At 59.0% G+C, this 23,973-nt stretch carries 18 protein-coding genes; 7 read left to right on the top strand and 11 right to left on the bottom strand.

Annotated elements, in window-relative coordinates; all coding sequences use genetic code 11:
* Positions 1-115 precede the first annotated feature (115 nt).
* The gene (locus AB4N82_RS23940; RefSeq protein ID WP_163034967.1) at positions 116-4,834 is read left to right on the top strand and encodes a hypothetical protein; all 4,719 of its coding nucleotides are present in this window, start codon (positions 116-118) and stop codon (positions 4,832-4,834) included.
* A gap of 34 nt (positions 4,835-4,868) precedes the next feature.
* Here the strand turns inward: AB4N82_RS23940 and AB4N82_RS23935 are convergent, their stop codons facing one another.
* The 5 genes from AB4N82_RS23935 to AB4N82_RS23915 form a co-directional block, all read right to left on the bottom strand.
* Entirely contained in the window at positions 4,869-5,246 is a 378-nt protein-coding gene (locus AB4N82_RS23935; protein WP_032885674.1) for a response regulator, read from the bottom strand.
* Between the two features lie 78 nt (positions 5,247-5,324).
* Positions 5,325-6,518 carry a hybrid sensor histidine kinase/response regulator gene (locus tag AB4N82_RS23930; protein WP_095184745.1) on the bottom strand — a complete coding sequence of 398 codons (1,194 nt, stop codon included), beginning with the start codon at positions 6,516-6,518 and terminating at the stop codon, positions 5,325-5,327.
* Positions 6,512-7,111 (bottom strand): chemotaxis protein CheB, encoded by a 600-nt coding sequence (locus AB4N82_RS23925; protein WP_099602501.1) that lies wholly within the window; start codon positions 7,109-7,111, stop codon positions 6,512-6,514. The genes AB4N82_RS23930 and AB4N82_RS23925 overlap by 7 nt, the downstream gene beginning before the upstream one ends.
* Entirely contained in the window at positions 7,108-7,938 is an 831-nt protein-coding gene (locus AB4N82_RS23920) for a CheR family methyltransferase (RefSeq protein WP_177326419.1), read from the bottom strand. The genes AB4N82_RS23925 and AB4N82_RS23920 overlap by 4 nt, the downstream gene beginning before the upstream one ends.
* Positions 7,939-11,436 (bottom strand): response regulator, encoded by a 3,498-nt coding sequence (locus AB4N82_RS23915; RefSeq protein ID WP_122765248.1) that lies wholly within the window; start codon positions 11,434-11,436, stop codon positions 7,939-7,941. It abuts the gene before it with no gap.
* A 239-nt stretch (positions 11,437-11,675) separates the two neighbouring features.
* Here AB4N82_RS23915 and AB4N82_RS23910 point away from each other — a divergent pair, with 239 nt between their 5' ends.
* The 4 genes from AB4N82_RS23910 to AB4N82_RS23895 all read left to right on the top strand — a co-directional run bounded on the left by AB4N82_RS23910 (position 11,676) and on the right by AB4N82_RS23895 (position 16,308).
* Positions 11,676-12,041, top strand: coding sequence for a response regulator (locus AB4N82_RS23910; protein WP_122680979.1), 366 nt, complete (start codon positions 11,676-11,678; stop codon positions 12,039-12,041).
* Positions 12,042-12,260: 219 nt separating this feature from the next.
* On the top strand, positions 12,261-13,661 hold the full coding sequence (locus tag AB4N82_RS23905) for a DUF1254 domain-containing protein (RefSeq protein ID WP_460103287.1): 1,401 nt from the start codon (positions 12,261-12,263) through the stop codon (positions 13,659-13,661).
* Positions 13,662-13,777: 116 nt separating this feature from the next.
* Positions 13,778-15,328 (top strand): J domain-containing protein, encoded by a 1,551-nt coding sequence (locus AB4N82_RS23900; protein ID WP_122765168.1) that lies wholly within the window; start codon positions 13,778-13,780, stop codon positions 15,326-15,328.
* On the top strand, positions 15,325-16,308 hold the full coding sequence (locus tag AB4N82_RS23895; RefSeq protein ID WP_460103283.1) for a DUF3829 domain-containing protein: 984 nt from the start codon (positions 15,325-15,327) through the stop codon (positions 16,306-16,308). Before AB4N82_RS23900 ends, AB4N82_RS23895 begins: the two co-directional genes overlap by 4 nt.
* Here AB4N82_RS23895 and AB4N82_RS23890 read toward each other — a convergent pair.
* Entirely contained in the window at positions 16,305-16,976 is a 672-nt protein-coding gene (locus AB4N82_RS23890; RefSeq protein WP_032885681.1) for a DUF3313 domain-containing protein, read from the bottom strand. The genes AB4N82_RS23895 and AB4N82_RS23890 overlap by 4 nt on opposite strands.
* Positions 16,977-17,098: 122 nt before the next feature.
* On the bottom strand, positions 17,099-17,593 hold the full coding sequence (locus tag AB4N82_RS23885; RefSeq protein ID WP_032885682.1) for a hypothetical protein: 495 nt from the start codon (positions 17,591-17,593) through the stop codon (positions 17,099-17,101).
* Between the two features lie 163 nt (positions 17,594-17,756).
* Between AB4N82_RS23885 and AB4N82_RS23880 the strand changes: the two genes are divergently transcribed.
* On the top strand, positions 17,757-18,446 hold the full coding sequence (locus AB4N82_RS23880) for an aspartate/glutamate racemase family protein (RefSeq protein WP_122765170.1): 690 nt from the start codon (positions 17,757-17,759) through the stop codon (positions 18,444-18,446).
* On the opposite strand, the gene AB4N82_RS23875 is transcribed toward AB4N82_RS23880, so the two are convergent.
* The 4 genes from AB4N82_RS23875 to AB4N82_RS23860 form a co-directional block, all read right to left on the bottom strand.
* Positions 18,443-18,955 (bottom strand): GNAT family N-acetyltransferase, encoded by a 513-nt coding sequence (locus AB4N82_RS23875; protein WP_122765171.1) that lies wholly within the window; start codon positions 18,953-18,955, stop codon positions 18,443-18,445. The genes AB4N82_RS23880 and AB4N82_RS23875 overlap by 4 nt on opposite strands.
* Before the next feature lie 61 nt (positions 18,956-19,016).
* Positions 19,017-20,087 carry a DUF1176 domain-containing protein gene (locus tag AB4N82_RS23870; RefSeq protein WP_122765172.1) on the bottom strand — a complete coding sequence of 357 codons (1,071 nt, stop codon included), beginning with the start codon at positions 20,085-20,087 and terminating at the stop codon, positions 19,017-19,019.
* Positions 20,088-20,142: 55 nt separating this feature from the next.
* Positions 20,143-21,282, bottom strand: coding sequence for a glycerate kinase (locus tag AB4N82_RS23865; protein ID WP_099602508.1), 1,140 nt, complete (start codon positions 21,280-21,282; stop codon positions 20,143-20,145).
* A gap of 91 nt (positions 21,283-21,373) precedes the next feature.
* Positions 21,374-22,480, bottom strand: coding sequence for a sugar diacid recognition domain-containing protein (locus AB4N82_RS23860; RefSeq protein WP_032885687.1), 1,107 nt, complete (start codon positions 22,478-22,480; stop codon positions 21,374-21,376).
* A gap of 161 nt (positions 22,481-22,641) precedes the next feature.
* Here AB4N82_RS23860 and AB4N82_RS23855 point away from each other — a divergent pair, with 161 nt between their 5' ends.
* The gene (locus AB4N82_RS23855; protein ID WP_032885688.1) at positions 22,642-23,952 is read left to right on the top strand and encodes an MFS transporter; all 1,311 of its coding nucleotides are present in this window, start codon (positions 22,642-22,644) and stop codon (positions 23,950-23,952) included.
* The last annotated feature ends 21 nt before the right edge of the window (positions 23,953-23,973 follow it).

Below are 23,973 nucleotides of genomic sequence, written 5' to 3'. Positions count from 1 at the left end.
AGAGGGAAAAGTTCGGAAATCATTGGCGTCGGGATAAGCGGAATCGCCAGAACGGTTTTGGGTACTGAGAGTGACACCTAGGGTGTTCCTCCCTGCCGACCTGACGAGCTAGCCAATGATCCCATCCCGTAATGATGTAGTGCTCAGTCATCACCTCCCGATGAACGTCAACGCGCCACTGACGTCCGTAGATCAACCCCAGTTCAATAAGCCTGGGCTCAGGACTGAAGGTCCCATCCCCTCCCATGACACCGCCCGTTCTGAGGGCGACAGCCTTCTGGCCGAGATTTATGGCAAGGCACTCCTTCGCTTGACTGATGTTGAAAGTCAGGATCGGGAGGTGATGATAGAAAACATTCCTCCCAACTCCACATTCGGTCAGTGGTGGGCGCAATTAGGGCGAGCGATGCAGTCCGATGATGTCAAGGAGTGGATGAGACACATCGGGGTGGATAGCCGCACAGTGAAAATCACGCCCGAATCGGGTCAGGTATCTTTCAAAGTTCAGCGCTATATCACCGCATCACCAGTGACACAGACGCATGGCCAGGAAGACAAGCAGTGGTCCGGGGTAAGCGGCCCTGTCGTTGAGGCGGCGAAGGTCATAGCGGCGGGCAACGGACTTTCCACTTTCTCCCCGCCGTTGTCCGAACACAGCAACAGTGCGCCGTTATGGCTGGTGAAGCGCTTCTATCGGGAGCCCGAAAAATCGTCAGTCGCAGAGCGCCAGGACAGAGCGGCGCAATTGGCGCAGGATAAATCCTTTGCGCAGCTACCCGCCGGCCTTCAAGAGGCGCGCAGTGAGGAGGCACTCACAGGGCAAAAGAAGGCCCTGGGAGATAAGAATACCCGCCGTGAGGCCGCGTTTGCGTTCACGCATCTCGCCATGCTTTTAAAGCGCGGCGATCTTCCCTCCGAGCTGATTCTTGATCACCTGCAAAAAAACAACGTCCAGATCGCCCCCGACAGCAGCTATCCAGAAGCTGCCATGAACACATGGGGCGAAGCCACACTTGAGCACTACCTGCAGGCAAACGGTTGGGATATTCCCACCAATCACCAGGAAGCGGAGAATCTCGCCGCGGCCCTGCTCCGACCAGAACCCCAACACCCGCCCCATGGCAACTATGGCGGTGCACTGGCATGGCCGATACCACTCGACACCCGCAGCCAGTGGCAACTGAGGGCAAACCTACGTCACGGCAAGATCGGCGACATTGACCTGAAGCCTTTCAAGAGCGTGCTGGAGTACCTGGCGCAAGACGCGACATTCGAGCCTTCCGAGTTACGTCATCCTCAACGGGTCCTCGACAGGTTGATCCAGTCGCCCAGGGGGCAGGCACTTGGCGAAGCACTGCAGAGCAGTTTCGATGCAAAGTCTGTGAAAGGCAGTCCCAACGACTGGCTGCTGGCTGCGCTGAGTATTGACCGTAAGGTTCAACCAGGCGCTCCCAGAGGCTACGTAGCGGGCATTTCTACCTTGGGCCCTAATGTTTACGGGAAGCCTGTAGCGGGCATCGTCAAGGACCTGAGCGACTACCTGGTGTCCTCAGGCCAAGCATCATCGCCCGAGAAAGCCGCGCTGCAAGCCCACCTGTTGTTGGCAAGCCGTACGCCGGAGTTGCTGGTCAAGGACATCCCCGAAAGCCTGACCTTCGGCTCTCACAGTTGGGTCAGTTTTGTCACCGCCGTCGGGCGCCTTGAGGCCAAGGCTGCGGGATCAACGGCGGCGATGACCTACGGCGAGGTGATGCTGCAAGCGGCGATCGCACCGATCTCTGAAGAGGAGCGTCGTACTGAGTTCCTTGTCCAGCAGGAAGCGCTCAAGGACTGGGGGCACGCCAATGGCTTGCCTTACCCTCAAAACGAAACGCAGATGAACGAAGTGCGCAACGCGTTTCATGCTCGGATCGCTGAATTGAAAACTGCCAGCGATGCGCAACGTGCACCGATGCCGATAGCCAGGGACATGGCGCGGGAAGAGTTACAGAAGGCGCTGCCGCACATGGCTGCGGCACTTTTTGATGAAAAGTGCATCACGCTGGAGCCTTCTGTTGCGGATTTCCCCGGACCTTATTCGGTCCTGGATTTGTACATGGATGGAAGAAGTGCACATGGCGCACCCACCGCCCAACCCGATGCTTTTTATAGAGCGCTCTTCACCGACGGATCCCCCTACTCGCCCAGCAGGTTTGTTTCGTCAGCCTCTGGCGTCAATATCAGCGAGGTCCTGAAAACGATAAAACAACTCCCTCATCTTTCCTCGACCTTCAAAAGTGCGTTTTCGGCGTACTGCTCAAGCATGGAAAAAAGCCTGGGCACGCAAGTCAAACACTTGATATCGCAACAACCCATTTCCACGCGAAATAATCTTGAACTCGGAAAATTAACTCTTGTTAAAGAGCAATACATTGACTATTCACCCTTCTCTCTCATGCCGAAAATACGCGAGCGTGACGATCACAACCTGTTGGTCAAAACTGAACGCATGGGTCAGATTCATACCTACGAGATAGATCTAAAACACGCAAAAATTACCGAACGTACCGACCTGGGCGATTTTCGACCTGGAAGATTCCCAACCGGTCACACCCATCCTGATAGAAAACTTGTCCAGGTGATTCCCGACACACCGTCCGCGTCAGGCCTCACGGATGAAAAAAGTGGCGCAGCCGCCACGCCCGATAGCTTTAACAGTGAACGTACCTCTTATATTGCCGATGCGTTTATCAAACACATCAATATCAAAGCACTCACAATGGAGGCCCAACAACAAACGACCTTTGACACTGAGGAGCCTTTTCACAAAAAGGTGCGTGAGTTCATGTTGAATCTGATCCCATTAAGGTCGGCGATTTTCAACTTTCAAAACGGTGATTACGCTGAAGGCGTTTTGGATCTGACACTGGATGTGTTTGGTTTTATCGCCGGGGCCGGTGCGGCGGCAAAGGGCGCCAAAGCAATGATGTCCGGCGCTTCCGCACTCAGCAAGCTGCTCCACGGCGCTAAGATTGTCGGGCGCACAGCCATAGGAAGTCTTAATCCCTTCGACGGCGCAACGGACCTCGCCAAGGGGGCCTTTTACCTCGCGAAAACTGGTTCCACATCAGTACTAAAGGGTTTTAGAACACTGACTCATTCTGCTGGCAGTTATGACCTGGTGTCCGCCAGTAAACGTTTCGACGCGGCCTCGGTGGGAACATTCAAGGTCAACAACGAGTTCATTGAAGCACCGGCAACCCTTCTCGATGGAAAGTGGCACGCCTTCAACCCGGCAACCGGGCAACCCTACGGCCCTGCCATAAAAGACTTCCTGCCTTCGGTACACAGCAATGATTTGGGAAGTTTTGCGACAGCAACGGACCCTGCAAAAAGAATAAGTGGCGCGGTGGTCGGCGACTGGAAGAAATCCGTTAGAACCCATCGAGAAGGGCCAGATAAAGAGGCGTTTGACCGCGGCTATATTTACGGAGACCCGCGGAAGATCAGTGGCTACTCCAATAAGATGTCATTGGCTGACTTAATGAAGCTTGGCGCCAGTAAAACCCTGACATCAGAACAGGTCGGTATGTTGGTCAAAAAATATGACGACATGGCCTATCAGTTCGGTAAAAACACATCGGCGCGATTTATAGGCAACATTGAGCCGCGCTTCGGAGACGTTACGCCTATGCCCCAAATCATTTACCTCACCCAAACCGGACAATTGTCTGATGGTCAGTGCGCGGCTCTCGCACGTGCCATGGCAACGGCGATGGCGCAAGGCAAGGAGCAAGTGTTAATCAAGAATATGTACACCGCCGCGGCCTTTGCTTTAGATCCGGCCTCCAGGGATTTTGTCGCCAAGCTCAGTAAAATCCAAAGCAAAACGGGTGGCCAAAGTGCCTTCCATGCAGGACAGCCCACCCGTCAGGTTTCCATTCAAGACATGGTCAGGGAGCTGTCCAATTCGACGGTTTCGAAATCATTAATGATCGACTCTCCAGGCCATGCGATGGCCGCGGGAGTAAAAGTCGATGGCGGGTATAAAACGTATTACTTTTATGATCCCAACCATGGTCTCGCCAACTTCTCAAGCGCAGAGGCGATGCAAAAAGGCTTAGAAAAACTGACGCGTGACAAGAAACTTCAGCCCCCCTATAAAACCCATAGCACCGACCCAACAAAGTTGGAATTCAAGGTCTTTGATCACACGGATGACTGGCAGCAAAAAAACAGCGTTTTCAATCTGGACGTCAACAGCTTGTACAGCGCCCCCCTCACTCCGTCCGGCCCCCAAAAACTGTCTAACACTCAGTTGATACAGAACTTGGAAATACTGCACAAAGCGCCGGGTAATCAGGGCCTGGTTTGTTACGAGGCGTCTATGCGGGTGGGGCAGGCTGAAAAAAGCCTTTCATCTGAAGTGTACGATGCTGTCATAAAGGCTACAGACCGCAGCGGCGGCACAAACTATTCGCCGCATTACCTGGACCTGATGGGAATCAAAACAGATAACCTCCAAACGGTGTTCAACAGCGCTGACATTACAGAGTCCGGGCTATTGAATTTCAAGCATACCAATGAGGGCGAAGCGTTCGCGCACACCGTCTACATCCAAAAAACCAAAGACAATCAGTTGTACCTTTTCAACACTAATAGTCCGGATCTGGATATGGCCATGATCAAAAATGGCAACCTCCCGGTAATTAGCGGCGGTATGACGGTCTATCCACTGAGCAACGACAAAGGTTTGCAGGCCTTCCTCAATGGTATTGACGGAAAACGCGGTTGGCAGTTCGCGTACACGCCAGCCAGTACACTCAACGCCAATGTTCAAAGGTTAAAACGTTAACGATTGAATTGAGTGGCGCCCACGCGCCACTTTTTCACGCCAGCAAGCGTTGGATATGCTCGTGCAGGGTATCCAGGTCAAACGGCTTGGCCAGGATCGGCGCATTGCGCGTGATCGGGCTGTTGCATTCGAGAATTTCCTGCGGGTAACCGCTGATAAAAATGACCTTCAATTCCGGTCGCAACTGGATCGCCGGTTCTGCGATCTGTACCCCGGAAATCCCGCCCGGCAGACGGTAGTCGGTGACCATCAGGTCCAAGTGCGGCTTGGTCGCCAGAATCTCGAACGCTTGCTTGCCGTCGATCGCCTTCAGGACCCGATAACCCAGGCCTGCCAGGTATTCACCCAGCACAAACATAATGGATTCGTCGTCCTCGACGATCAGTACGACATCTTGTGCATCTTCACTCATGGGAAGCCTTCGTTCGGTCAATTGCTGCAAGTACGACCATGGGGTCACGCAGAGGTTGCGTCGAAGTGACGATTGATTTCACGCTGACGTTTCAAGGGGCAGACACACCCGAAACAGCGCGCCCTCGCCTATCTGGCTTTCGACCTCGATGGTGCCGCCATGGGCCGCAACGATCTGCTCGGAAATAAACAGCCCAAGGCCCAGGCCCGCCGCCACTTGGCTGGCAGACACGCGCTCGAACTGCTGGAAAATACGCTTCTGGTTCTCTGCACTGATGCCGATACCGTGGTCGCGCACTTCGACCCGAGCTTCGCCATGCTCGCTGTACACCTGCACCTCCACCGGGCTTTTGGCCCCGTAGCGCAAGGCGTTGGTCAGCAGGTTGGTGACTACCTGCTCAATGCGGAACTCATCCCAGTTCCCTTCGACGGGCCCTTGCACAACCAGTTGCATCGACGAGTCGGCGGCTGCCACTTGTGGCGCGAAGTTCTCCACCAGGTTGCTGACCAGTTGCGCGAGGTCAAACCTTGCGGGGCGGATCGACAGCTTGCCGGTGCGAATGCGCGACACATCAAGCATGTCTTCAATCAGGCGAATCAAGCTTTTGATCTGCCGCTCATCGCGGTCAACCATCGCGTGCATCTTGTCCAGGGTGAACGCGGCGGCGTTATCCCGGGCCAGGTGCATCTTGCGTAGCTGTGTCTCCAGGATCAGCCCGTTAAGGGGCGTACGCACCTCATGGGCGACAATCGACATAAAGTCATCACGCATGCGCACAGCCTGTTCCAACTCGGCCTGGGTGGCCTGCAGGCGGTTCAGCAACTGCTCCTGCTCGCGGCGGCTGCGCTCCAACGCTTCAACCTGTTGCTTCATGGCCTTGCTTTGGCGGTACAAGTCGACGAAGACATTGACCTTGCTCTTCACCGCGTGGATATCCAGCGGTTTATGCAGGAAGTCCACCGCGCCGCTCTCGTAGCCCTTGAAGGCGTAGTTGAGTTCGCGGCCGGCGGCACTGACGAACACGATCGGGATGTTCTTGGTTTTTTCGGTGCCTCTCATCAGTTCGGCCAATTCAAAACCGTTCATGCCGGGCATCTGCACGTCGAGAATCGCCATGGCGAATTCGTGTTCCAGTAACAGGGACAAGGCCTCGTCGGCGCTCAACGCTTTGAAGACCTGGCGATCCTCGCGTTTGATCAGCGCTTCGAGAGCCAGCAGGTTCTCCGGCAGATCGTCGACGATCAGCAGTTTGGCCTGGAAGGTACTTAACATGGGGAGGATTCCAGCAAAGCCAGCAACGAGCCAATTTGGCTCAGCGTGAGAATATGGTCAGGTGTATGCAAGGCCAGGGCCGCTAGCGGCATCACCGAAATACGCGCCTCGGCGGGGTCTTGCACGACGGTGATCCCCCCCGAGCGCTTGACATGGGCCAACCCTTTCGCGCCGTCCTGGTTGGCGCCGGTCAGCAGAATAGCCAGCAAGTTTTTGCCATAGACATCAGCCGCGGACGCGAACAGGTAATCGATGGCGGGCCGGGAATGATGCACGCGATCCTCCTGGCTCAGGGACAGGCTGCGGTCATGCTCCACCGACAGGTGATAGCCGGGACCGGCGAAATACAGGGAGCCCGCTGCAATAATTTCTTTGTCACGAGCTTCAAGGACCGGGATACGCAAGCGCCGCGCAAATACCTCGGCCAGCTGGCTGCGGCGCTCATCTGGCAGGTGCAGCACGGCAATGATCGGCAATCCAAAGCCCGCAGGCAGCTCGCCAAAAATATGCAGCAACGCCTCCACACCGCCGGCAGACGCGCCGACGACGATGGCTTCAATCCCGCGAATCGGGCTGGCTTGCGCGTCGTTCATGATTTCCGGTAGATCCGCTCTTGCTTGACCAAGGCTTCGAACTGCTTGCTGTAGGCAGAAAAATCCAGGGTTTCCTTACTGCCCAGCACCAGGAAGCCGCGATGGCACAGCGACTCATGAAACAACCCAAACGCCCTGTCTTGCAACTTTTTATTGAAATAAATCAGTACGTTACGGCATGAAATTAATTGAGTTTCTGAGAACACGCTATCGGTCGCCAGGCTGTGATCAGCAAAGGTCACGTTCTCGCGCAGCGTCTTGTCGAAGATCGCGTAATCGTAAGCCGCCGTGTAGTAGTCGGCAAATGAACGCTGCCCACCTGCCTGCTGATAGTTGGCGGTGTAGGCGCGCACGTTCTCCAGGGAAAAGATGCCCTGCTTGGCTTTATCGAGCGAGGCAGGATTGATGTCCGTGGCATAGATGATCGTGCGCTCCAGCAGCCCTTCTTCGCGCAGCAGGATCGCCATGGAGTACACCTCCTCCCCTGTGCTGCAGCCGGCGATCCAGATCTTGATCGACGGATAGGTTTTGAGCAGCGGCACGACTTCCTGGCGGATCGCCAGGAAGTGCGACGGGTCGCGAAACATCTCGCTCACCGGGATCGTGAGAAATTGCAGCAATTGCATGAAAGCCGCTGGATCATGCAGCACCCGTTCCTGCAACGCCGAAATGGTCGCGCAGTCGAACTGGCGCAGGGCGTGAGCCACACGGCGTTTGACCGACGCACCCGAGTAGTCGCGAAAGTCATAGCTGTACTTGAGGTATATCGCCTCAATCAGCAGGCGCAGCTCAATGTCGCTGCTCTTGTCCAAAAAAACGTGCTCCACTTAAATGCGTTCCATCTTGGGTAGCCATACGCGAATCAGTGAGAACAGACGGTCCAGATCGATCGGCTTTGCCAAGTAATCGTTGGAACCCGCCGCGAGGCAGCGCTCCTGATCGTCCTTCATGGCCTTGGCCGTCACCGCAATAATAGGCAGCTTCTTCCAGCGCGGGTCCTGGCGGATCAGGGCGGTGGCTTCGTAACCGTCCATCTCCGGCATCATCACGTCCATCAGCACCAGGTCGATATCGTCGACTTCATTGAGTTTCTCGATGGCTTCACGGCCGTTACGCCCGATCACCACCACGGCACCTTTATGCTCCAGGGCGCTGGTGAGGGCGAAGATGTTGCGCACATCGTCGTCCACCAACAGGATCTTGCGCCCCTCGAAGACCTTGTCGCGGCTGCGGGCAGTCTTGAGCATCTTCTGGCGGTCATGGGACAGCTGGGATTCGACTTTGTGCAGAAAGAGTGTGACTTCGTCCAGCAGGCGCTCCGGCGAACGGGCGCCCTTGATGATGATTGAGCGCGAGTACTTGCGCAGCTCGGCTTCTTCATCACGGGTGAGGTTGCGCCCGGTGTAGACAATCACTGGCGGGAACGAGCAAATGTCCTCGGTGGCCATGCGCTTAAGCAGCTCGTTGCCGAGCATGTCAGGCAGCTTGAGGTCGATGATCATGCAATCGTAGACGTTGGTGCGCAGCAGCTCCAACGCGGCCTGGGCGTAACCGACATCGGTAATTTCGATGTCATCGTCGCCGATCAGGCGGGCAATGCTATCGCGTTGCAGGTCGTCGTCTTCCACCAGCAATACGCGCTTGACCTTTTGGGTCAGCTTGGCTTCCAGGCGCGCAAATACGTCCTTGAGCTCCTCGCGGGTGGTGGGTTTCACCGCATACCCGATGGCGCCCATGTGCATGGCAGCTTCGACTCGGTCTTCGACGGATATCACATGCACCGGGATATGACGGGTACTGGCGTGCTCCTTGAGGCGTTGCAACACGGTCAAGCCGGAATGGTCCGGCAGGCGCATGTCCAGCAGGATTGCATCGGGGATGTATTCCTCAGCCAGGCTATAACCCTCATCCGCACCGTGGGCGACCAGGCATTGGTAGCCCAGCTCGTGGGCCAGGTCGAACAGGATGCGCGCGAAGTTAGGCTCGTCTTCTACCACCAGGATGCAGCGCGTGGTGAACGGTGCCTTGTCGCGGTCGTCGGCAAAGCGCGGGATGAGTTTAGTGTCGGTCACCGGTAACGGCGACACTTTGATCGGTGTTGGTGCCGGCACTACGACGGCCTGGCGCGGCTGCTCGATCGGCGGCGCGTCTTCGGCGCGCTCCACGTACTGCTCCGGCAATACCAGCGTGAAAACGCTGCCCTTGCCCGGTTCACTGGTTACGCTGATGTAGCCACCCAGCAAGGCCGCCAGGTCCCGGGAGATCGACAGGCCCAGGCCGGTGCCGCCGTAACGCCGGTTGGTGGTGCCATCGGCCTGGCGGAAGGCTTCGAAGATGCTTTCCTGCTGGTCCGGAGCAATGCCGATCCCGGAATCGCGCACGGTAAAGGCAATGCCCCCTTCCGATGCGCTTGATACCGATAGGCTGACCTGGCCCTGTTCAGTGAACTTGACCGCGTTAGACAGCAGGTTCTTGAGGATCTGCTCCAGGCGCTGGCGGTCGGTGTACAGCATGATCGGCGCACCTGGCTGGATCTCCACCTGGAACCCCAACTTGCGGTCGGCGGCCAGCGGCTCGAACATCCCGCGCAGACCGTCCACAAGACGCGTCACGCTGGAGTTTTCCGGGCGCACTTCCAGTTTGCCGGCTTCCACCTTGGAAATATCCAGGATGTCGTTGATCAGGTTGAGCAGGTCATTACCGGCCGAATAGATCGATTCGGCGAACTTGACCTGTTCGGCACTGAGGTTGTCCTGGGGGTTTTCCGCCAGCAATTTGGCCAGAATCAACGAGCTGTTCAGCGGCGTGCGCAGTTCGTGGGACATGTTGGCGAGGAATTCGGACTTGTACTTGCTGGACCGCTGCAACTCTTCGGCGCGGTCTTCCAGTTCTACCTGAGCCTGATTGAGCTGGATGTTCTTGCGGTCCATGGCGTCGCGCTGTTCGGCCAGGGTCTGGGCCTGCTCCGCCAATTGTTCGTTAGTCTGCTCCAGCTCTGCTTGTTGGGTCTCCAGGTGGGCCTGGGATTCCTTGAGGATGCGTGACTGCTCTTCCAACTCTTCGTTGGCGGTCTTGAGCTCTTCCTGCTGCACTTGCAGCTCTTCGTTGAGCTGCTGGGTTTCGGCCAGCACTTCCTGCAAACGCTGACGATAGCGCGCGGCTTCGATGGAGGTGCCGATGTTGCCGCCGATGAGTTCCAGCAACTCAACGTCACGGTCCTCCAGCGGGCGCAGGAAGCCGAGTTCGACTACCCCGTTGACGCGGTCATCATCGCTGGTCGGCATCACAAGCACGCTGCGGGTGGCGCCTTCGCCAAGGCCGGAACTGACTTTAAAGTAGTCCACTGGCACATCGTCCAGGCGAATCAGGCGATCCAGCTGGGCAGCCTGCCCAACGATGCCTTCGTCACTGTAGATCGATTGTTCCAGTTGCTCCTGGTCACGGGAGAAGCCATAAGTGGCGACCCGCTTGAGGCCGCCGTGCTCTTCGCGTACATACAGCGCCGCAACCGCCGAGCCCATGTACTGGGCGAAAAATTGCAGGATATTGCGCCCCAGCATGTTCAGGGTCAGTTGGCCCAGCACTTGTTCGGCCAGCTCGGTTTGCCCGTTGCGCAACCAAGCCTGCTGTTCGAGGCGCCGTGCAATCTTCTGCTGAGACGCGAGGGTTGCGGCGTAACTCTGTGATAGAGCAAGTAAATTCTTCCGGCCGATATACGCCAGAAAGCCACTCAAACCGAGTACGAACACCAGGTACAAGGTGACACTGATCACCGTGGTGCGCGTCACGTCCTCATTGCGAGTGAGGCGAAGCTGTTGCTCCATCGCCACCGCATCGTCGTACTCCTTGCGAATCTCATCGGTGAGGCGCTTGCCGCGGCCAGCCTTGACCGCGCTGCGGTAATCACCGCTCTGGCGCTGCATATCGATCATCGACTGGGCGTATTTATTCCACTCGTCCTGCATGGCCTCAAGGCGTTTGAGGCGGTCGACCTGCTGCGGGTTATCGGCCACCAGTTCCTGCAAATTGCGCAGGTCGGCAATGATGCGCGGCTTAGCCACTTCGTATGGGTCGAGGAAATGCTCATCGCCGGTAATCAGGAAACCACGCATGCCGGTTTCCAAGTCCACGGTGAGCTTGGACGACTCGTTAAGGTTATTGATTACCCGATCGGTGTGCTCAACCCACTTGATCACCGTTAGCAAATAGGTAATCAGGCAGACGAAAAACACGGCGCTCAGCACACCCACACCCAGGGGCAATGCCACGTTCCGGCTCAGGAGGTTACGAAAGCTCTTTTCATCGACGGACGACGCAGGAGTCATGGGCATGCCTTGGCCAAATACGGAAAAACCGGGAGTTTGCCCCAAACTGGCGGGCAAGACCATTTTTCTAAAGCTGTTTTGTACAGATTCCTACAGCGGAACAAGCTATTCTCCCTAGCCTTTTGTATTGCATTGTTTTTACCGCTTGCGGGAACTTGTCTACAGGCCGCGCTTACTCAAGGAAGAGGCCTGTCAGAACGGCAGCCGGTAAACCTCGCCTTTTTTGGGAATTCCATATTATGTCCACAGTCATCTCCACCATCCTTGTCGTTGAAGACGACGCCATCGTGCGCATGCTGATCGTCGATGTGCTTGAGGAGTTGGAGTTCAAGGTGCTTGAAGCAGGCGACGCTGAAAAGGCCTTGGAACAGGTTAAAGATACTGACCAGGTGATTGACCTGATGATGACCGACGTTGGCTTGCCCGATATGGACGGCAAGCAACTGGCAACCAAAGTGCGTGAGTTGCGCCCCTCCCTGCCCATCCTGTTCGCCAGCGGCTATGCCGAAAACATCGATGTGCCTGACGGCATGCAGGTGATTGCCAAGCCGTTTTCCATCGATCAACTGCGTGACAAAGTCAAAGCGATGCTGCCCAACGTTTGACACTCGTCGCCGCCCTGCCCCGTTACTCATTCAATAGGACGCTAGCGCGATCGTGCCCCTCAACGCACGCGCCAAAAGACTTCGAGCGCAACTGGGTGCAAACTTCGTCCGGCAAACACGGGTTCAGCTTTTTACGGTTGTATGCGCCGACCGAGGCCAACGTCGATAAAAGCTGAAAACTGGAAGACATCACCCCTGCTCATTAAGAGACGCAACAACATGATCAAACAACCGACGCGCCTGCTGTTGGCGAGCCTCTCGATACTCATGAGTACCGGCGCCTTGGCCGATTTCACCGCGACCCCGAGCGAAGCGCGGGCTATCGCCAAGGAAGCGTATCTGTATGGCTACCCGGTCGTGCAGATGTACAAGACGCTTTACACCCAGGCCGTTGATAAAGGCGGTGCCAACTTCAAGGCGCCGTTCAACCGGATAGGCAACACCGCCCAGGTGTTTACGCCCAAAGACACGGCGTCCCTGACCCCGAGTTCCGACACGGCCTACTCGTTTGTATGGATGGACCTGCGCAGCGAGCCGCTGGTGCTGACGTTGCCGAAGATCGAAGACAACCGTTACTACTCGGTGCAGTTGATCGACCTCTACACGCAAAACTTCGCCTACCTGGGCACCCGCAGCACCGGCAACAACGGCGGCCACTACATGATCGCCGGCCCGGACTGGAAAGGTCAGCAGCCGGTGGACGTTGACCGCGTGGTGTACAGCGAAAGCAACATCGCCTACGCCCTGTACCGCACGCAGCTGTTCGATGAAAAAGACCTGAACAAGGTCAAGCAGATCCAGAACGGCTACAAAGTCCAGTCCCTGAGCAGCTATGTGAAACAAGCCGCGCCGGCCAAGGCGCCGAAGGTCGAATGGCCCAAGCCTACGGCGACCATGGTCGAAGGCCCGCAGCTGTTCCGCTACCTGAACCTCATGCTCTCCTTCGCCGCCCCTCAGGACAGTGAAAAAGAGCTGCTCGCGCGTTTTGCCAGGATCGGCATCGCCCCCGGCGCACCCTTCGCGCTCAACCAGTTGACCGCCGAGCAGCGCAAAGCCCTGGAAGATGGCATCAGCGATGCCCGCGCTGAATTTGCAGCGTTCAAAAAAGACAGGATCGACACGCATCAAGTGTCCAGCGGTGATTTGTTCGGCAGTCGCGACCATCTGCAAAACAACTACCTGTACCGCTACGCCGGTGCGGACCTGGGGATCTTCGGCAACTCCAGTGACGAGGCCGCTTACCTCGAGTACGTCGTCGACAGCGAAGGCAAGCCTGCCAACGGTGCGCGCCACAGTTACACCGTGCATTTCGCCAAGGACCAACTGCCGCCAGCCGATGCGTTCTGGTCCCTGACCCTGTACGACGCAAAGACCAAGTTGCTGGTGCCCAACCACAAGAAACGCTACCTGATCAACTCGCACATGTTGCCTGATCTCAAGCGCGACGCCGATGGCGGCGTGACCCTGGCGCTACAGCACCATGAGCCACCGAAAGCCGAACAGAGCAACTGGTTGCCGGCTCCACCCGGCCCATTCTTCGCTGTGCTGCGCATCTACCTGCCCAAGCCTGAGGTAGGTTCCGGTCAATGGAAGCTACCGCCACTGACACCGCTTAAGTGACACCTCGCGCCCGGTCGCAACAGCGCTGGACCGGGCGCGCCCTGCCCCATACCGTTGGAATATCACGCCGTAAAACAGGCATGGCGCCTGCGATTGTCTAGGGAGCTGTACCGCACATGACTTGCTGGAATGTCCTCGGCCTGACGCCGGATGCCGATAGCCGTACGATCAAGCGCCAATATGCCGCCTTGCTGAAACAGACCCGCCCGGACGATGACCCGCAAGGCTTTCAGCGCCTGCGCGAAGCCTACGAGGCTGCACTGGCGTGGAACCCGGACGAGCAGGTCGCTGATGACGTGCTGGTCGAGACGCCCGACCAAACCCTCGCTCAGCATTACGAAGCGGCCATGGCCGATGGCACCGCGCTGTTGCTGGAAGTCCACCTGTTACAGCGCTGCATCGAAGGCGATCTGAATGCCGAAGACACCCGGTGGGCCTTCGAAACCTTCAACTGGCTGACTGCCTGGCAACGCCTGGAACTGCCCAGCGCGTTAATCAGCGCCCTGGAGTTCCAGCAACGGACCCAATTGCAGACCCCCTTGCACCAAGCCCTTGGCCAGCAAGACGACGCTGCGTTCCTGGCGGCCTACGCCGCTACACCCAACGCGCATGCCTGGGTGAACAATCATCCCCATGCCGAGTGGTTCAACGAATGGTTGGCCAGACTGCTTGCCAACCATCATTACTGGTCGAGCACTGTATTCAAAGCGGTTTGCGCCGGACAAAACTGGCACGGTGGCGCAGATCATGGGTGCCCCGCTGGAGACTGGGCGCAGATGTTGAAGCGCCAAGAAGGTCCTGCTTTTATGGCGCACCAACGTGCATTGGCCGCACAACCGCCCGACAGCCCGCAACAGCGTGCCGCGCGCTTGCTACTGGCACCCATGAGCCTTGGCCAGCGCCGTGCTTTTGCCCAGCGCTTCGACGAAGACGACTGGAAGGCCTGCAAGACGTTGAGTGCCGATATTTATGCCGACCACGTCAGCGTTGCCGAAGGCATGCCCGGTGGCACCGTGTATTTCTGGCAGGGCTGGGAGGCTTCCATGGACACCTGGCCGTGGATCGTTGCGCTGGTGCTCAGTTGCCTGGTGGGTGTGCTGGTAAAGGCCGAAGCCTTGGCCGGCAAAGTAATACCGACCCTGGGCCAGGGCATTCTGTGGTCGATCGGCGCCGTGGTGTGTGCGGGCATAGCCTGGCAGGCCTGGCGACCGCTGGCCCACCATTACCGCGTGCTGGATGAACAGCTCAGCCAACGCTTGCCCCGCTGGCTCAGCCCGACCCACTTGCCGTTGCTGCCGATACGTGACCTGGTACCGGGTCTCATTCTGGCCGCAGCGTTGGGTTATGTGTTCAGCCCGTTCGCCAGTTTGACCCTGGCGGTCGCACTGGCGCTGGTGGGTTTGATCAAGCGGCCATTCATGAATCACCACACCCCGTGGACCGCCCGGCATCCACGCTGGGCCGTCCTGGGCGGCGCGCTTTGTCTTGTTGGCGCGGTCGCGCTCTATGCCGGGCTGAAGATGCTCGACAACCAGCACCTGGTTACCCGCAACCAAGGTCTGCAGCAGTGGACCGAACGCCTGTGCAGCCGCATGCCACGTAGCGTGGTTGAGTGCCAGGCGCCCGCCACCCAAGTGCAGTGGTACGGCCAGGAGGGCAAGCCATGAATCCAAAATGGTTGTTACCCATAAGCATCGCCTTGGGCCTTGGCCTGCTCGGGGTGGCCAGCGCCACCAGACCGTTGCAAAAAGTGCAACTGTGGCTGGACCAGCGCGACAGTCCCTACACTGCCAGAGCCAGTGCCCTGGCACCGATCATTGATTGCGTGAACCGCGTCGACCGGGATACGCGCCTCGCGTATTACCCCATTCCCGAAGTGGAGCCCGACAAGCCCACCCTCGATACCTATGGCGACCGCAATGAGCCCGAGCCGTACCTTATCCAGCGGTCGGTATGTTCGCAGCAGTACACGGTGAAACTGGAACGCCAGGCGCCCGACAGCAACTTGCTCGCCGCCGCCGGTGCCTACGCGCAAGCGTTGTACAACGTCACGGCACTGGCCGATGGGGTTACTCGCGTGCAGGCGCGCAGCCTGGCGCCGACAACGCAGGAAATAGCGTCAGAGGCCGCTGGCAAGCAATTGCTGCTGGCCTACGATCAGGTCGTCGAAAAATACCTGGCAGCGTCCACTTCTCTGCGCCAACAGTTGGCGGATGAAGACCTGAGTGTGCGTCCCGCGCAACTGGCGTTGCTGGAAGCGCGCTTTGGCCGAGACATGCAGTGGCACTTGCTCAACTACATGATCGCGGCGCGCCAGGCGGTGAACCAGATCGAGCAAGGCGTGCGCGACGCCAACCTGACCCCGCAGCGCGTGGCTGACTTGACCGAGGGGGTACGCAAGGCCGCCGAGGACAGCAGAGTCTTTCTCAATGCCATGCCCAGCAGAAGGCTGGACGATGAGGCGATTTACCTCTGGTACAACATCAAGGCGCCTGCCGATGAATACTTCAAGGCGTTGACCACCCTGCACCAGGACTGGCAGGGCCACGCCGCGCCGCAGCAGTTGAGTGACGACTATTACCGCGTCACCCGCCGCTACGACGCCCTGCTCAGCTATTACAACCGCCTGGCCAGGAATGCGTTCTAGTGGTTTCTGAGCTTTACATAGGACTGATGCAGGTCCGACGCCCAGCCATCGATCACGCTTTTGACGTCATCGGCCTTCATTACCTGGGCAGCATTGTCCAACGGCTTGCCGGTGCCTTTGCGCACCACCTGGGCGATCACCTTGCCAGTGGCCCCGTCGAGGAACTGCGCTTCGGTCCCCAAAGTGGTTTCCTGGTCACGGATGCCGGTACCGGTACTCACCGCCGCTGCCACCAGGGCCACCGGGACGAATTCATAGGGTTTCAGGCCCTCGGTCTTGCTGCTGACGGCGGTGATTGCCGCGCGCACCACGATCACGCCAGGGCCGGGCGCGCTGGCCAGGGGCAGTGACTTGGCCAGCTCACGCTTGAGCGCTTGGTTGTAGTAGGCGTTGATACCGTTGAGGGTGCTCTCGGGGATTTTCGCGGTGGCGTGGGGTTTGGGGTAGAACTGAGTCGGTTCGATGTACGCCGCGTTGTAGCGGCTCAGGTCCAGCTTGGGATCGACCCAGCGCATCACCACGGCGCCCGACGGCGACTGGGCTTGTTTGAGTTGGCTGTAGTCGGACAGAAAGCCCGAATACTCATCCGGTTGCGTGACCTTGCTGGCGCAACCGGTCATCCCCAGCGTGGCGATACACAGCGCGCCGATCATTAGCCTTAGTTTCATCATCGAACTCCTTGGCGGTCATCATCGAAACAGTGAGCTGTAGGTATAGCCAATCCTGGGGAATACGCCTTATTTAGCCTCGGGCATTTGCCAGGCCTGGGATCGGCGTCAAAGCTGACGACTCAAGCGCGATCGCGCGGGATCAGGCTTTGTAATTGCGAAGCCAGGAAGTTGGCGTCGAAGCCGAAGGTGTCGGGGTCTTTCAGGCCATTGGTTTTCTTCCACAGCCAGTCGTTCTTGTCGGCCGCCAGCACCAGCGAGACGCTGCCATGGCGGGCTGCGGTCAAGCCCATCACCGCGACGGAAATCGAACCGCCCGCCCCCATCACATCCGGCACGAACTCCACGGTTTTGCCGGTGATCTGCACAATGAGCTTCTCAGTCTTGAAGGTGGACGTCTCCACCGGCACGCTCGGGCCGCTGGCCACATAGGCTTCACGATTGACTTCCAGCAGCCCGACGGTTTTGACCGGTTCCAGCCACAGCTCAATCTGCCCGAACAACTCGCCGAGCTTTTGCGCCCAGCGGGCTGACTGTACGTCGAATTGCTGTTTTTTGTGGGCTTCGCTGTCGGCGTAATGACGAAGCATCTCGCCCAGTTGTTGTACATCGTCCATTGCGGATTTCCTTGGGTGAGCCAGGTTGCGAAGACTGATCATGGCAGATGCGGCGGTTCGCCGTACGCCTTAAAACTGCACCGGTCATTTGGCTGGCAACTGCGTATGACTATTGGTTGGCCAGTGGGTAAGGTGAAGTCACATCAATTGTCAGGAACATCACATGCGCACCATCGGCCTTATCGGCGGCATGAGCTGGGAGTCCAGCGCCGAGTATTACCGCATCATCAACCAGCGCGTGCGCGACCAGCTGGGCCCGCTACGCTCGGCGCAACTGTTGATGTACAGCGTGGATTTCGGCCCGGTGGAACAGGCCCAGCATGCGGGGCGTTGGGATGACACCGCGCAGATCCTCGAAGATGCTGCACGCCGCCTGCAGGCTGGCGGCGCCGAGTGTGTGGTGCTGTGTACCAACACCATGCATAAAGTGGCGCCGCGTATCGAAGCGGCGGTGTCGATTCCGTTCCTGCACATCGCCGATGCAGCCGGTTTGGCCGCAGTGGAGGCCGGCACGCTGACGGTCGGTTTGTTGGGCACCGCATTCACCATGGAGCAGGACTTTCTCACGTCCCGCCTGGCCGATCACGGCCTGACGGTGTTGGTGCCGGACACGGATGAACGTAAGGACGTGCACCGCATCATCTACGAAGAGTTGTGTGTGGGCGTGATCAGCGACACTTCACGCCAGATCTATCAACGGGTGATCAAATCCCTGGCCGCCCGTGGCGCCCAGGCAATCATTCTTGGTTGCACGGAAATAGGCCTGTTGATCAAGCCCGAACACAGCGACCTGACGCTGCTGGACACCACCGAGCTGCATGCGCAGGCTGCGGTGGCGTTTGCTCTGGGTTAACCCCGCTGACGCAGGCGGGCCATGCTGACGGTGTCGACAAACACACCGTCACGCAGGGCGTAATCGCGCAGCAGACCTTCCACCTCGAAACCGAATTTACGGTACAGGTGTTGCGCGGCTTCGTTGTCGGCGTACACCTTTAACTCCACGCGGTGAAGATTCATCCAGTTGTCAGCCACGTCCAGCGCAGCGCTCAACAGACGCGACCCCACCCCCTTGCCCTGCCAGGCCGGCGCAACGCCCATGCCGAACGAACCCACATGGGCCTGGCGCACGCGCAGGTACTGTTCCAGGCCGAGTTGACCGATCACCTCACCGCCGTGCACCGCCACCAGTTGCAGCCGACGCTCGTTGTCCATCACCAGCTTGTTGCGCCAGGCCTCCACCGATTGGTAAGGCATTTGCAGCACCTGTCGACACACCGCCGGTTCGTTATAGAGCGCTGCGACGCCCTCAAGATGGGCCTCGGTAAAGCGCTGGATCACGATATGGGGTTCAGGTGTGTGCATGGTGTTTCATCCTTTGAAAGACACGTGGCCAGCCAGTGTAGAGGCCCTGCCCGCCCGATGGCTAGGGCGCAGGCGCCGTCGACCACAACGCCGGCCAATCACCGTAACCCACCCCAGTGCAGCGCGGCATGGACAGCAATTCACTGAGCTGGAAACCCTTGCCGTCAAACACCCAGACGGCGCCCGCGCCACAATCGCCAATTCCCCGGAGCTTGTAGAAATAACTCAAGGTGCCACTGGCTGCGTCATATCCCACAGAGCCTTGCAGTGGCTCGATCCCTAATGGCAAGGGCTCAAGCTGCATCGGGGTTTCGGCATACGGCGCCTGGCGCTGGCGGCTGACCACATCGTATTCACAGTTGTAGGCCGCGCAGTCATAACGCACCACGGTCATCGCCTGCTGCGCCGTGAGGGCACCAGCGTTCGCCTCGGGTGCGCTGCCGGTGCCGTTGTCCTCGGGCGTGACGGTGTGCAACGCGGCCGCTATCAGGCCGGCCTGCTCCTGCGCAGTCAACATCGGTGCTCCTGGGAATTTGCGCAGCACCGGTGTCGGCAAACGTGCAAGCACGGCGCTGGCCGCGCCCTTACCTGGGCGGGCCAAGGCAGTGACGTTATCCACCCGCCCCTGCACCGCATCCATCAACAGCAGCGAAGCGCTCAACCCACTCAGCGACACATGCGCCTGCTCATCCCCCGGCAATTGCAGGCGCTGGCCGTTACGCAAACGCTGCAACCAACGCCGCGCCACTGCCTCCTCGATCACGCCATAGGACTGCACCTCGGGATCACCGCCCTGATCGTCCAGTTCAACGTGCAGACCCTGCGTCAACTCCAGCCCCAGCGGCTGACCGTCCAACAGCAGGGTCGACAGGTCGAGCGCCTCACCGCGGTGGTCGAAGCGCAAACGCAGGTAACCTTCAGGCCCGGCCTGATGCCAGATATGCAAAGTCAGCGAGCTGTAGTCCTCCTCATCGACGCCACTGGGTGCGCTGAGGGCATGGCAATTACGCAGGTTGTCGCAACCCGTGACCCAATTCTTGATTTCCCGGAGCAAGGGAACGGTTTCAGTGTTGGTTTGAGCGAAGGTGGCAGTGCTGGTCAACAGCAAGGCCAGGAGTGCGGGGCGCAGCATGGGGACTCTCCGTGTCGAAAAAAGGCGCGGATTGTCCCATGTTCGAGAGGTGGCGTCAGTGCTTGGCCGCCACGCGCCACACCCGCGCAATGTCCGCCGCCCGCTCGCGCAATAAGCGCGGGGCCTCACTGCACGCCTGTTCCAGGCTCATCGGCCCGTTCGGCAAGGCGAAGGCTGCGTCGACGCCGTGGGCGTACATTTGCTCGTAGCCGTCGCCCAGGGTGCCTGCGATGACGATCACGGGCACGCCGTGCTGCTGGGCGATACGAGCGACGCCAAAAGGGGTTTTGCCGCGCAGGGTCTGGGCGTCGAAGCGGCCCTCGCCGGTGATGACCAGGTCAGCGTCGCGTACGACGGCGTCCAGGCCAACCAATTCGGCGACGACTTCCACGCCGGCTCGAAACTGTGCACCGAGAAAGGCCTTGGCGGCGAAGCCCAGGCCGCCGGCGGCGCCGCTGCCGGGTTCGTCGCGCACGTCCTTGGGCAAGACCTTGGCGCAGTGATCGGCGAAGTGGCTGAGGGCCGCGTCCAGTTGTTGGACGTGTGCGGGACTGGCACCTTTCTGCGGGCCAAAAATGGCTGAGGCACCGTGGGGGCCACACAGGGGATTGTTGACGTCGGCCGCGATTTCAAAGCGCACCTCAGACAGGCGCGGATCAAGCCGCTCAAGGCTGATATGGGCCAGGCCAGCTAAGGCCAAACCGCCCGGCGCCAGCACTTGGGAGTGGGCATCAAACAAGTGCACGCCAAGCGCCTGCATCGCCCCCGCGCCTCCATCGTTGGTGGCACTGCCCCCAATCGCCAGGATGATGCGCTGTGCGCCGGCATCCAGGGCGGCGCGGATCAGCTCGCCGGTACCGTAAGTGCTGCTGATACACGCATCGCGCTGTCCTGGTGGGACCAATTGCAAGCCGCTGGCCTCGGCCATTTCGATGATCGCCGTGTGGCTGTCGGCCAACCAGCCCCAGCGCGCGTCAACCGTCGCGCCCAACGGTCCGCGAACCGCCTGGCGGCGCAGCTCGCCGTTGCAGGCTGCGAGTACCGAGTCCACCGTTCCTTCACCGCCGTCCGCCATCGGGCACTGGATCAACTGCGCGTCCGGCCAGACCTCAGCCAAGCCTTGGGCAATGGCCTGGGCAACGCCTTCGGCACTCAGGCTGTCCTTGAACGAGTCGGGGGCGATGATGATTTTCATGGGCTTTCTCCGGTTTTTATGACGCCCATGCTGCCAGTTGGCACCGGGAATGACGCCGGTCCGATGCACAAGTGCGGGTGAGGTTTGTTGTTCATTCCGACAAAGCCTGGGGCAACAGCTGGACGCCCAGGTACAGGGCGAGCATGCCGTCTAGAGTCAGCGGGTCGACGCCACTGAGTTCAGCGATGCGCTCCATGCGGTAGCGCAGACTGTTGCGGTGGATGCCCAGCGCGTCGGCGCAGGCCTGGCTTTGACCATCGTGCTCGCACCAGCTGCGCAGCGTGGCCAGCAATTGGCCGTTGTTGTCCTTGGCGAGCACTTTGCGCAGGGGGTTGAGCAGTTCATCGAGGGCGTCGTCGTTGCGATGGCGCCAGAGCATCACCGGCAGGCGATAACGGTTGAGGGTCAGCAGCCGTGAGTGCGGCAGTACATCGCGACCGTAGGCCAGTAAGTCACCCACGCGCCGATAGCAACGGCGCAGCCCGGCCAGTCCTTCCGCTTGCCCGCCGACGGCTACGCGCAGCACATTCCAACCTTGGCCTTCGAGCTTTTCCAGCAGGCGTGGATTATCCACTTGCACCGCCGCGGGCCGGCACCATAACAACGAGAACTGCGCCGAGCTGACGCACCAACTGTCCGGATAGCGCGACGTCAGCCATGCGCTTAATGCCTCCGCCGACTGGCCCGGCCCCAGTTCGAAAAGGTACGGCGTGCGCGCCAGCTGCGGCTTGAGTCCCAGTTGCTGAGCTTCGTCGACCAGGCGCGGCGAATCACCAGTTTCGGCGAGGAGCAACGCCAATAGATCGTCGCAACGCTGGCGTCGCCATTGCTGCTCGGCTTGCTGATGGCGATGGCTGACCAACATTTCTGCGGTCATACGCACCAGTTCAGCGTAGGTGCGCAGCAGTTCAGGTTCGCCGGTGATGCCCAGCACGCCGATCAGACGCTGATCGTGCATCAGCGGCAGGTTGATACCCGGCTGTACGCCCTTGAGGTGTTTGGCGGTCTGGCCGTCGATTTCCACCACGCGACCATTGGCCAGCACCAGTTGCGCACCTTCATGGCGAGTGTTGATGCGCTCGGACTCACCACTGCCGAGAATCAGTCCCTGGCTGTCCATGACATTGACGTTGTAGGGCAAAATCGCCATGGTCCGATCGACGATGTCCTGTGCCAAGTCATGATCCAACTCGAACATGAGTCTAAATTCCTAAAAAAGCATGGTTGTTCATCGGCACAGCGCAAAGTTTCCATCACTGTGCGCGAGCACAAAGACAGCACCCCGCCCCGTGGCCGAGACTCGTTGAGCGATCAACGTTACCCTCGCATCGCGAAAAATCATAATAAAGAGAGAACGCCATGTCACAGAGCGCCGCTGCCACACTGGCCACCGATGACGATAAAAACGCCATCTACAAGCGCATTACCCTGCGCCTGATCCCCTTCATTTTCATCTGCTATCTGTTCAACTACCTTGACCGGGTCAACGTTGGCTTTGCCAAGTTGCAGATGCTTGATGCGCTGAAATTCAGTGAAACCGTGTACGGCCTGGGGGCCGGGATTTTCTTCATTGGCTACGTGCTGTGCGGCGTACCGAGCAACCTGGCGCTGACCAAGTTCGGTCCACGGCGCTGGATCGCGTTGATGATGATCGTGTGGGGCACCTTGTCCACGTGCCTGCTGTTCGTCACCACGCCGACGCATTTCTACACCTTGCGCCTGTTCACGGGCGCCGCCGAAGCCGGCTTCTTCCCTGGCGTGGTGCTGTACCTGTCGCAGTGGTTCCCAACGTTCCGCCGTGGACGGATCATGGCGCTGTTCATGTCGGCGATACCGGTGTCCGGCTTGCTCGGCAGCCCGTTCTCCGGCTGGATCCTCAACCACTTCGCCGCCGGCCAAGGCGGTTTGGCGGGTTGGCAGTGGATGTTTCTGCTGCAAGGCATCCCCACCGTAATCCTCGGCGCCCTCGCCTACTTCCTGCTCAGTGACACGTTTGCCCACGCCAAGTGGCTCAAACCCCACGAGCGTGCGGTACTGGAAGCCGACCAGGCGACGGACCTGGCCAACAAGCCGAAAACCACCACCGATTCCCTCGCCGAAGTGTTCAAGAACCCAGCGATCTGGGCATTCGGCCTGATCTACTTTTGCATCCAGAGTGGTGTGTACGCGATCAACTTCTGGCTGCCGTCGATCATCAAGAACCTGGGGTTCAGCGATAACTTGGTGATCGGCTGGCTCAGTGCGATCCCGTATTTGCTGGCGGCGGTCTTTATGCTGCTGGTGGGCCGCTCCGCAGACTTGCGCAAAGAGCGTCGCTGGCACTTGGTGGTGCCTATGTTGATGGGCGCGATTGGTCTGGTGATTGCGGTGAATTTCGCCACGACCCCAGCGATTGCGATTCTGGGCCTGACGATCGCCACCATGGGTGCCCTCACCGGTCTGCCGATGTTCTGGCCAGTGCCGACTGCGATGCTCAGCGCGGGCGCGGCGGCGGGTGGTTTGGCGTTGATCAACTCCATGGGCCAGATGGCGGGCTTTCTCAGCCCGTACATCGTGGGCTTTGTAAAGGATGCGACGGGGTCCACCGATATTGCGTTGTACCTACTGGCGGCGGTGATTGTGGCCGGTAGTGTGTTGGCGTTGCGGATGACGCGCACCCTCAAGGCTTGACGGCGTCCATGTGGGAGGGGC

The sequence above is a fragment of the Pseudomonas sp. H1_D04 genome, assembly GCF_054683855.1.
This window is presented reverse-complemented; position numbering and strand designations above follow the sequence as displayed.

Coding starts and splice junctions, on each gene's coding strand:
- AB4N82_RS23940 (WP_163034967.1), top strand. CDS start 116: ATGATCCCATCCCGTAATGATGTAGTGCTCAGTCATCACCTCCCGATG.
- AB4N82_RS23935 (WP_032885674.1), bottom strand. CDS start 5,246: ATGAGTGAAGATGCACAAGATGTCGTACTGATCGTCGAGGACGACGAA.
- AB4N82_RS23930 (WP_095184745.1), bottom strand. CDS start 6,518: ATGTTAAGTACCTTCCAGGCCAAACTGCTGATCGTCGACGATCTGCCG.
- AB4N82_RS23925 (WP_099602501.1), bottom strand. CDS start 7,111: ATGAACGACGCGCAAGCCAGCCCGATTCGCGGGATTGAAGCCATCGTC.
- AB4N82_RS23915 (WP_122765248.1), bottom strand. CDS start 11,436: ATGACTCCTGCGTCGTCCGTCGATGAAAAGAGCTTTCGTAACCTCCTG.
- AB4N82_RS23910 (WP_122680979.1), top strand. CDS start 11,676: ATGTCCACAGTCATCTCCACCATCCTTGTCGTTGAAGACGACGCCATC.
- AB4N82_RS23905 (WP_460103287.1), top strand. CDS start 12,261: ATGATCAAACAACCGACGCGCCTGCTGTTGGCGAGCCTCTCGATACTC.
- AB4N82_RS23900 (WP_122765168.1), top strand. CDS start 13,778: ATGACTTGCTGGAATGTCCTCGGCCTGACGCCGGATGCCGATAGCCGT.
- AB4N82_RS23895 (WP_460103283.1), top strand. CDS start 15,325: ATGAATCCAAAATGGTTGTTACCCATAAGCATCGCCTTGGGCCTTGGC.
- AB4N82_RS23890 (WP_032885681.1), bottom strand. CDS start 16,976: ATGAAACTAAGGCTAATGATCGGCGCGCTGTGTATCGCCACGCTGGGG.
- AB4N82_RS23885 (WP_032885682.1), bottom strand. CDS start 17,593: ATGGACGATGTACAACAACTGGGCGAGATGCTTCGTCATTACGCCGAC.
- AB4N82_RS23880 (WP_122765170.1), top strand. CDS start 17,757: ATGCGCACCATCGGCCTTATCGGCGGCATGAGCTGGGAGTCCAGCGCC.
- AB4N82_RS23875 (WP_122765171.1), bottom strand. CDS start 18,955: ATGCACACACCTGAACCCCATATCGTGATCCAGCGCTTTACCGAGGCC.
- AB4N82_RS23870 (WP_122765172.1), bottom strand. CDS start 20,087: ATGCTGCGCCCCGCACTCCTGGCCTTGCTGTTGACCAGCACTGCCACC.
- AB4N82_RS23865 (WP_099602508.1), bottom strand. CDS start 21,282: ATGAAAATCATCATCGCCCCCGACTCGTTCAAGGACAGCCTGAGTGCC.
- AB4N82_RS23860 (WP_032885687.1), bottom strand. CDS start 22,480: ATGTTCGAGTTGGATCATGACTTGGCACAGGACATCGTCGATCGGACC.
- AB4N82_RS23855 (WP_032885688.1), top strand. CDS start 22,642: ATGTCACAGAGCGCCGCTGCCACACTGGCCACCGATGACGATAAAAAC.